This window comes from Mycobacterium sp., from assembly GCF_050701675.1.
Lineage (GTDB): Bacteria > Actinomycetota > Actinomycetes > Mycobacteriales > Mycobacteriaceae > Mycobacterium.
Window position 1 is genome coordinate 1 of sequence record NZ_JBOGDD010000382.1, and the last position, 7,542, is coordinate 7,542.

The window sequence follows — 7,542 nt, forward strand, 5'->3', positions numbered from 1 at the left end:
CGGCACCGGTCTCGGCCTGGCGATCGTCGCGGCGATCGTCGCCGATCACCACGCCTACATTCGCATCCGCGACAATCAGCCGCGCGGGGCGCGCATCGTCATCGAGTTCCCGCTGCGGCAGCCGAACCGCATGCGCGCCGTCGGTATTGCGTGAACAGCCTGCGCCACAGAGGAACACCGATGGACACAGATCGGATCACCTGCCCGAGACCCCTGCCGCGCTCATCAAGTGCGTTTATCTGTGTTCATCTGTGTTCATCTGTGGCCAGGTTCTGTCGGGCGTCGAGGAGGCTCACATGGCAACCGTGCTGGTAGTCGACGACGAGGGCGATATCCGCTCGTCACTGCGTGGCGTGCTGGCGGACGAGGGGTTGCGCGTGCTGGTCGCCGAGGACGGCGGGCGGGCGCTGACGCTGGTGCGCAGCGAGCGACCGGAGCTGGTGCTGCTCGACGTCTGGATGCCCGAGGTGGACGGCATCGAGCTGCTGCGCCGCCTGCAGGAGGAGCCCGACCGGCCGCAGGTGATCATGATCTCGGGCCACGGCAACATCGAGACCGCCGTGCAGGCGACCAAGCTCGGCGCCTTCGACTTCATCGAGAAACCCTTCTCGATCGACGCGCTGCTGCACGTCGTCAACCGCGCCCTCGAGCACCGCGCGCTGCTCGACGGCGCGCAGGCGCGCGGCACGGCGGAGCCGGTGCGCCCGAGTGCGAACGGCTCAGCCGGCGCGCACCGCCGCCGGCCGCAATACACCGTCGGCCGACCGGTGATCGCCAGCGGCCACGGCCTGCACACCGGCATCAAGTCCGGGCTCATCCTGCATCCCCTGCCGGTCGGCCGCGGGCTGGTGTTCGAGAACCTGACCACCGAGGCGACCGTGCCGGCGCACCTCGACTACGTCGACTCCACCGGCTACGCCACCACGCTGCACGCCGGCGGCATGACGGTCGGCACCGTCGAGCACCTGCTCGCCTCCCTGCACGCCTACGGCATCACCAATGCGCTGATCAAAGTGCAGGCCGAGGTGCCGGTGATGGACGGCTCGGCGCAGACCTTCTGCCAGCTGCTCGAACAGGCGGGCGTCGAGGAACAGGGCGGCAGCGTCGACGAGATCGTCATCGATCGGACCCTGCGCGTCGGCGGCGACGGCCCCGACGACGAGTCGATCACCATCGAGCCCGCCGACGAGCTCAGCATCTCGTACACGCTGGTCTATCCGCATCCGGTCGGCCGCCAGGAGTACACCTACGTGCACCGCGGACCGCAGTCGTTCAGCACCGAGGTCGCCCCGGCCCGTACCTTCGGCTTCGTCAAGGACATGAAAGCCATGGCGGCGATGGGCCTGGCGAGCGGCGGCCGTCTCGACAACTGCATCCTGATCGACGACGAGAAGATCGTGAACACGACGCTGCGCTTCCCGAACGAGTTCGCGCGCCACAAGATCCTCGACGTGATGGGCGACTTCTACCTGCTCGGCCGCCCGATCCGCGGCCGCATCACCGCCCGCATGACCGGCCACGGCGACAACATCGCGCTGCTGCGCAAGGTGCGCGAGGCCTACGGCGGCTGATCAGGCTGGCGCGCCCTCCGCCGCGACGATCAGGCATTCGCCCAGCACGGCCGGCAGGAACGGCCGCGACAGCGGCAGCGCGATCTGGATCCCGGCCGGGGCGCCGGCAATGGGCGCGGCGGATCGACCGGCAGGCCTGGACCGGAGCTTCGAGCGACAACCGGTCGGTGGTCCGCCCGTCGTCGAGGGTCCCGTCTAGGTCGATGCCGTGGCGCCGGACGAGGCGGACGATGCACCGCCGCACCGACGCCAGCAGGCGCGCGACCTCGACGTCGGTCGGCGGCAGCAGCGCCGGGATGAACCGTTGTGAACCGCCGGACTGCTCTTCGAATACGCCCTCGGCCACCAAGGAGTGGAAGTGCACGTTGGTGTTCAGCGCCGATCCGCACCGCTGAATCGCGGTCACGGCACCGCCGCGGCCCTCGATCCCCTGCTCGCGCGTCCGGCGCCGCTCAACGCGGAGCACCGCGCGCACGAACACCGCCAGCACGGCGCGGCAGACGGGCTATCCGCCCGATACTTCGTCGCTATGTCGAGTTCGCAGCTAATACGGGCTATCCGCCTACCATCCGGGGTGCCGGTGCGCCGTGGCGCTGGAGTTTGTCACCGCATGATGCGCGACGCCAACGCGCTGTGAGGTGCGCGCGTGAGTCACGCGGCCGCATCGTCGGCCGTGGTCATCACAACCGACGGCCGGAAGGTCGTGCTCGATCGACACATGAGTCTGATCGGCTGATCCACTGGTCGAGCTGCGCGGTGCCGCGCACGGCCTGACTGCGTACTCGATCGAGTTCCACATGCGTGGGCGGCACGTCACCGGTAAGGTGCAGGCGCCGAAGCCGCCGCCGGTGCGGCAGGTGGAACGGTCACTCTAGCCGCCGCCGGCGCGACAGTGGAGCGGTCGCTATGATGCTGCTATCGTTGGACGATGGATCTCAGCGGGATTCGGACTCCATGCCCCGGATGCGGCAGAGAGTTCATCGGCGTGTTTCCCGTCATCTGCCCAGAGTGCTCGTTCGCAGTCGACACCCTGGCCGGGGCCGGGACGAGCGCGTTCCAACTAAAGAAATGGGGCAAGCACACGGATCTCATCTCTGGGCGCAACGTCCAATTGTACGACGGCGGCACGGTGAACGCGTCGTTCGATCTCCGTGGCCTGGCGAAACTGTCCGACCTCGTGCGATTCACGCTGATGTTCGGAGATCGGGCGACGCTTCCTAGCCGCCGCTACGCCAATCCAGCCATATTCGCCTACATCCCTGAGCCAATCGGAGCGGGAACCGTGCTGCATCAAGTCGGCACGATCGCCTGTTCAGGTATCTGCGTCGTGTCGCCGCAGAGCATTGAATTTCGCCACGCCTTTCCCGTCGTGGCGGAATGGGTTGACCAGAAGTACGGCCACGACCCAGGCGGAGGCTGCCGACTATGCTCGGCGCCGACTGCCTTCGCGCAGCCCGTGTGCGGACGATGCTACAATGACATCGGTGGCGACTGGAGCCGCTTGGTCAGGGTTCGGTAGAAGGACGCGAGATACGCCCGTGGAGTGGATGTTCGGAAAATCAATGTCACTGGCCGATTGGAGCCTCATCGTCACGATCGTCAGCGTGCTCAGCACGGCGACGATCGGCGCGATTGCGACGTACATTGCCCGCCAGCAGAGCCGAACGCATCGAGAAAATCTCCGCCTCGCCCTCTACGACCGGCGTATGGCTGTGTACCGTGCCCTGCAGGATCTATTGCTGGCCGTCGTCACGGAAGCCGACTTGAAGTTGGAGCCGCTGTCGAAATTTGCAATCAATACGGCTGACAGCACCTTCCTGTTTGGATCCGACATCACCAACTATTTGGCCGAGGTTCGGAGCGTCGCCACCCAACTGCGCGCGACGAATGCAAAGCTTTCACATAACGCGGGCTATCCCGCGGGAGCCGACCGTTCGAAAGTGGTCGAAGACAACCATGACGCGCTGACGTGGATCTCAGAGCAAGTTGAGGAGGCTCCCCGCCGGTTCGCCAAGTACCTCAGCTTCAGCGATCTCTACGGAAAACTCTGATTCCAGCGGCGTCACTCGCTCGACCTTGGGGGAGCCGGAAACCCCGCGTCCCGTTCTTGGCAGACGCCGCGGCGGCATCGAAGGGCCGCCGCGGCGCCGCAGGTCAGTCTTCCTTGCGAACGCCCTTGAACGGGCGATCGTCAGCCTTCTGATCAATGAAGCGACCGCTGTTGGTGTCACGCTTCGTCCAACGGTCGTTCTGCGGGTTGTACGTCTGTGACCGATCGCGCACCGCGCCGTTGCGGTGGCCGTCGCCCTTGGGGGGACTAGTTGCCATCAGTCATCGTCCTTTCTGACTTGTGCCTACAGGTTGTTCTGCAGCCATTGGCCGGCATCTGCCTGGAGACCTTGCCAAGCCCCATCGCGCCCGACGCGAGTGACGATGAGACGGTCGTCGCGATCGAGATGCGGCTGCAGATAGCTGCGGATCTGCTCCGCGTTCAGCTGCGTGGAAACGAACCACGTTGAGTCGACGCCGTGGCACCAGCCTGCGAAATTGCGAAGCGCTTCGTACAGGCCCTTGTAGTCCTGATTCGGGCGCCGGAGATCATAGGTGATCATGTACACGTTGTGCATTCGTGGATCCTCGTGTTCGAGTAACCGCCTGAATGCGTCAGGCGCGCGCTTGCGCGTCATCCCTACTTGATGCAACACGGGTATGCCTGCATAGTCGCCCTCCGCAGTGCCCCTACGCGCGCACTTTTTTGTTGACGGGCCGAGGCGAATGCAATAGGCGACGGGTTGTCTAGGCACGTCGGCCCTATTCGTAGGCGCCCGTGGGGAGAGCGAGAGGGCGCCACCCTTTCCTGAAGGGTGGCGCCCCGTCGCGATCCCTCTGTGAATGGCTAGTGATCTGCTGTGCGGTTGCCGCCGATCTGCAGACCCCACAGCCCGTAGTGCCTGCAAGCCCGCTCATACCACGAGATATAGGGCGGTCAAGTTTTTTTTCATCGGGTGACGAGCCCAACCTCTTAAGAAGATTACCTTTTTTGACTTGACAGTGCGGTGGCATAAACAGCGCACCGGCCACCGCCCGAGCGGCCCGATGGAGGCATCCATGCTGGATCGCAATCGGATCGGTGGCTGGATCGCAGTAGTCGCGATGGGGCTGGTGGGCAGCGCGGAGGCCGCCGATCCGGCGGCCAAGTGCCAGCGGCGAAGCTGAAGCAGACCGGGAAGTACGGGCTCTGTCGGCTGAAGGCGGAAGCCAGAGCGGTCACGCGCGGATCGGCCGGCGGTCTGCCGGCGGCGCTGGCGAAGTGCGACGCCACGCTCTCAACCAAGTGGGCGACCGTGGAAGGCAGGGCCGGCGGCGCATGTCCCACCGGTGCCGACGCCGGGCGGCTGCAGCGGCTGGCGATCGATTTCTCTGGCGTCGCCACGCTGCAGCTCGCCGGGGCGCGCTTCGTCAACAATGGCGATGGCACTATCACCGACACGCAGACGAGAACCGAGCGGTGATCGAGAAGATCTGGTACACCTCGGTCTGCCGGTCGATCCGCCGCGCCCAGCGCCGGCGCGCTCGACCGCGTGGCTCCCGGGCGTGCTCTCCGGCCTCGCCGAGGCCGGCAGCCAGTGGTCCGACTGACCAAGCAACCCGCCCAGCCGCCTGCGCCGTAACGCTGGCGTCGCCCAGCTTCGCCCGGCCGCCCCTTTCCGAGTGCACTCGACTGCCTTTCGGGCTTGACCGCCGCGATTCGCACGCACTATCGATGCAGGCTGAGCGGGGGCGTCAGTGATGGACCGAGCCCAAAGGCACACCGGAATCTGTCGGCCACCGGGCCACCGGCCACCCGACGGCCTCGCAGCACCTGTCCGAGATCCTCTTCATGCTGATCCTCATGGAGCTGTATCGGCTCCTCATCTTCGATCTGCGCGAGCACCGCGTCTCCGTCGCGCTGGCGGTCGAGGTCGCCCGGTTCAGCACGCTGCGGGAGGTAATGCTGCGTGGTGCGCATGACTTCGAATGGTCGCGGTTGATGTCGCTGAGCGTCCTGCTGTTGGTGCTGGGCGCGCTGCTGGCGACGGAGCGCTGGATGGGACTGAAGCGCAACGAGGTGCTGGAAAGCGATGTCCGGTGAGCACGATCTACGCGGCGTGGCGTTCCCCAAGCTCGACGAGTCGCAGCTGACGATCCTGGACGGCTGTCCCCTCACCCGCCAGGCTCGCTATCGGGCCGGGCAGACACTATTCCGCGTCGGCGACCGCGACTGCACCTTCTTCGTCATCAAATCCGGCGAGGTCGAGATCGTCGATGAATCCGTCGATCCGCCGCGAACGATCGCGGTGCACGGCCCCGGCGAATTCACCGGCGACGTCGCGCAGCTCATCGGCACGCCGGCGCTCGTCACCGCCATCGTCCGGGTCGACAGCGACGTGTACGCCGTCTCGCCCGACGCGCTCCGGGAGATCCTCAACGCCCACGTCGAGCTCGGCGACATGATCCTGCAGGCCTTCATCGCGCGCCGCCATCTGTTGCGCGAGGGAGTCGTCTACACGGGCGTGCGCGTCATCGGATCGCGCTATTCGCCCGACACGCTGCGGGTCCGCGAGTTCCTCGCCGGCAACCGCATCCCGTTCACCTGGATGGACCTGGAGACCGAGCCGCAGGTGATCCAGTTACTGGCGCAGTACGGCGTCAGCCAGAGCGACACGCCCGTCGTCGCCTGGGGCCGCAACCTGATCTTGCGCAATCCGTCCGACCGGCAGCTCGCGGAAGCGCTCGGTCTGCGCCGGCCGCTGCGCGATCTGCTCTACGACCTGGTGGTCGTCGGTGCCGGTCCCGCGGGCTTGGCGGCGGCGGTCTACGGCGCCTCCGAAGGGCTGCGCACCGTCGTCCTCGAGCGCGCCGCTCCCGGCGGACAGGCGGGACGCAGCATGCGCATCGAAAACTACCTCGGGTTTCCCACCGGGATCACCGGGGCCGAGTTCGCCGAGCGGGCGGTGATCCAGGCCAACAAGTTCGGTGCACAGTTGCCCGTCGCCATGCCGGTCGTGGGCCTCACCTTCGACCACGGCTATCCGATCGTCCAACTCGACGACCAGGAAACGGTGGCGGGCAAATGTCTCCTGATCGCCACCGGGGCCGAATATCGGCGGCTGGAGGCGAAGAATTGCGAGGCCTTCGAGGGACGCGGTCTGTACTACGCCGCCACGCAGATCGAAGCGCAGATGTGCGTGGGGTCGGAGGCGGTCGTGATCGGCGGCGGCAACTCTGCCGGCCAGGCGGCCGTCTTCCTCGCCGGCCAGGTGCGCAAAGTCTACCTCGTCATTCGTGGCCCGAGCCTCTCCAAGGACATGTCCACCTATCTCGCTCGCCGCATCGAGCAGAACCCGAAGATCGAGGTGTTGCTCAATACCGAGGTCGAGGAGATGGACGGCGACGGCCACCTCGGATCGGTCACGCTGGTCAACCGCACGACCGGCGACGCCCGCACGATTCACACGCCGGCCGTCTTCAGCTTCATCGGCGCGCTGCCGCGCACCGACTGGCTGCCGCCGGAGATCGAGAAGGACGAGAAGGCGTTCGCGCGCACCGGACCCGAGCTCGCGCGCTCGTCGCAGTGGACGCTCCAGCGACAGCCGTTCCTGCTCGAGACCAGCTGCCCGGGCGTGTTCGCCGCGGGCGACGTGCGCTCCGGCTCCATCAAGCGCGTCGCCTCGGCGGTCGGAGAGGGCGCGATGGCCGTCCAGTTCGTACACGCATATCTCGGGTCCAAGCGTTCGTGATCGGGGTCTTGCCGGAAGGCTTGCGTCGCGGCCGGCGACCTTGCAGGAGCGGGCCGCAGCGGGCCGTCGGCTCCGAACCGCGTGCGGCTGTAGGTCTGCACGCCGATGAAGTCGTCGGCGCGCGCCGCGTCCAGAAATCCGTCGAAGCTCACTGACAGCGCCTCGTCCCGACGGGCTTCGCCGCCCGGCAC

General features: G+C 66.7%; 9 protein-coding genes and 1 pseudogene. 7 read left to right on the forward strand and 3 right to left on the reverse strand.

Annotated elements, in window-relative coordinates:
* Both ACRDUX_RS11500 and lpxC read left to right on the forward strand, forming a co-directional pair.
* On the forward strand, positions 1-154 hold a 154-nt coding region (locus tag ACRDUX_RS11500; protein WP_526413968.1), incomplete at its 5' end, for an ATP-binding protein.
* A 142-nt stretch (positions 155-296) separates the two neighbouring features.
* Positions 297-1,571 (forward strand): UDP-3-O-acyl-N-acetylglucosamine deacetylase, encoded by a 1,275-nt coding sequence (lpxC, locus tag ACRDUX_RS11505; RefSeq protein WP_526413954.1) that lies wholly within the window; start codon positions 297-299, stop codon positions 1,569-1,571.
* Here the strand turns inward: lpxC and ACRDUX_RS11510 are convergent.
* Positions 1,498-1,983: pseudogene (locus tag ACRDUX_RS11510) on the reverse strand (transposase); the annotation flags it as partial. The gene lpxC and the pseudogene ACRDUX_RS11510 overlap by 74 nt on opposite strands.
* Positions 1,984-2,682: 699 nt before the next feature.
* On the opposite strand from ACRDUX_RS11510, the gene ACRDUX_RS11515 reads away from it, so the two are divergent.
* Together ACRDUX_RS11515 and ACRDUX_RS11520 are read left to right on the forward strand one after the other, a co-directional pair.
* Positions 2,683-3,090 (forward strand): hypothetical protein, encoded by a 408-nt coding sequence (locus tag ACRDUX_RS11515; RefSeq protein ID WP_526413956.1) that lies wholly within the window; start codon positions 2,683-2,685, stop codon positions 3,088-3,090.
* Between the two features lie 19 nt (positions 3,091-3,109).
* Positions 3,110-3,622, forward strand: coding sequence for a hypothetical protein (locus ACRDUX_RS11520; RefSeq protein WP_526413958.1), 513 nt, complete (start codon positions 3,110-3,112; stop codon positions 3,620-3,622).
* A 103-nt stretch (positions 3,623-3,725) separates the two neighbouring features.
* Here the strand turns inward: ACRDUX_RS11520 and ACRDUX_RS11525 are convergent, their stop codons facing one another.
* Complete coding sequence (locus tag ACRDUX_RS11525; protein ID WP_526413960.1) at positions 3,726-3,899, reverse strand: hypothetical protein; 174 nt, start codon at positions 3,897-3,899, stop codon at positions 3,726-3,728.
* A 26-nt stretch (positions 3,900-3,925) separates the two neighbouring features.
* Positions 3,926-4,198, reverse strand: a complete 273-nt coding sequence (locus tag ACRDUX_RS11530) for a hypothetical protein (RefSeq protein WP_526413962.1) — start codon at positions 4,196-4,198, stop codon at positions 3,926-3,928.
* Between the two features lie 570 nt (positions 4,199-4,768).
* Here ACRDUX_RS11530 and ACRDUX_RS11535 point away from each other — a divergent pair.
* From ACRDUX_RS11535 to ACRDUX_RS11545, 3 genes are all read left to right on the forward strand, one after another.
* A complete protein-coding gene (locus ACRDUX_RS11535; RefSeq protein WP_526413964.1) occupies positions 4,769-5,083 on the forward strand; it encodes a hypothetical protein in 315 nt (104 codons plus the stop codon).
* A gap of 350 nt (positions 5,084-5,433) precedes the next feature.
* On the forward strand, positions 5,434-5,703 hold the full coding sequence (locus ACRDUX_RS11540; protein WP_526413970.1) for a phosphate-starvation-inducible PsiE family protein: 270 nt from the start codon (positions 5,434-5,436) through the stop codon (positions 5,701-5,703).
* Positions 5,693-7,351 carry an FAD-dependent oxidoreductase gene (locus ACRDUX_RS11545; protein WP_526413966.1) on the forward strand — a complete coding sequence of 553 codons (1,659 nt, stop codon included), beginning with the start codon at positions 5,693-5,695 and terminating at the stop codon, positions 7,349-7,351. Before ACRDUX_RS11540 ends, ACRDUX_RS11545 begins: the two co-directional genes overlap by 11 nt.
* The last annotated feature ends 191 nt before the right edge of the window (positions 7,352-7,542 follow it).

What these genes read in the sequence shown, in the direction of transcription:
- lpxC (WP_526413954.1), top strand. Translation starts at nt 297, where the DNA reads ATGGCAACCGTGCTGGTAGTCGACGACGAGGGCGATATCCGCTCGTCA.
- ACRDUX_RS11525 (WP_526413960.1), bottom strand. Translation starts at nt 3,899, where the DNA reads ATGGCAACTAGTCCCCCCAAGGGCGACGGCCACCGCAACGGCGCGGTG.
- ACRDUX_RS11530 (WP_526413962.1), bottom strand. Translation starts at nt 4,198, where the DNA reads ATGCACAACGTGTACATGATCACCTATGATCTCCGGCGCCCGAATCAG.
- ACRDUX_RS11545 (WP_526413966.1), top strand. Translation starts at nt 5,693, where the DNA reads ATGTCCGGTGAGCACGATCTACGCGGCGTGGCGTTCCCCAAGCTCGAC.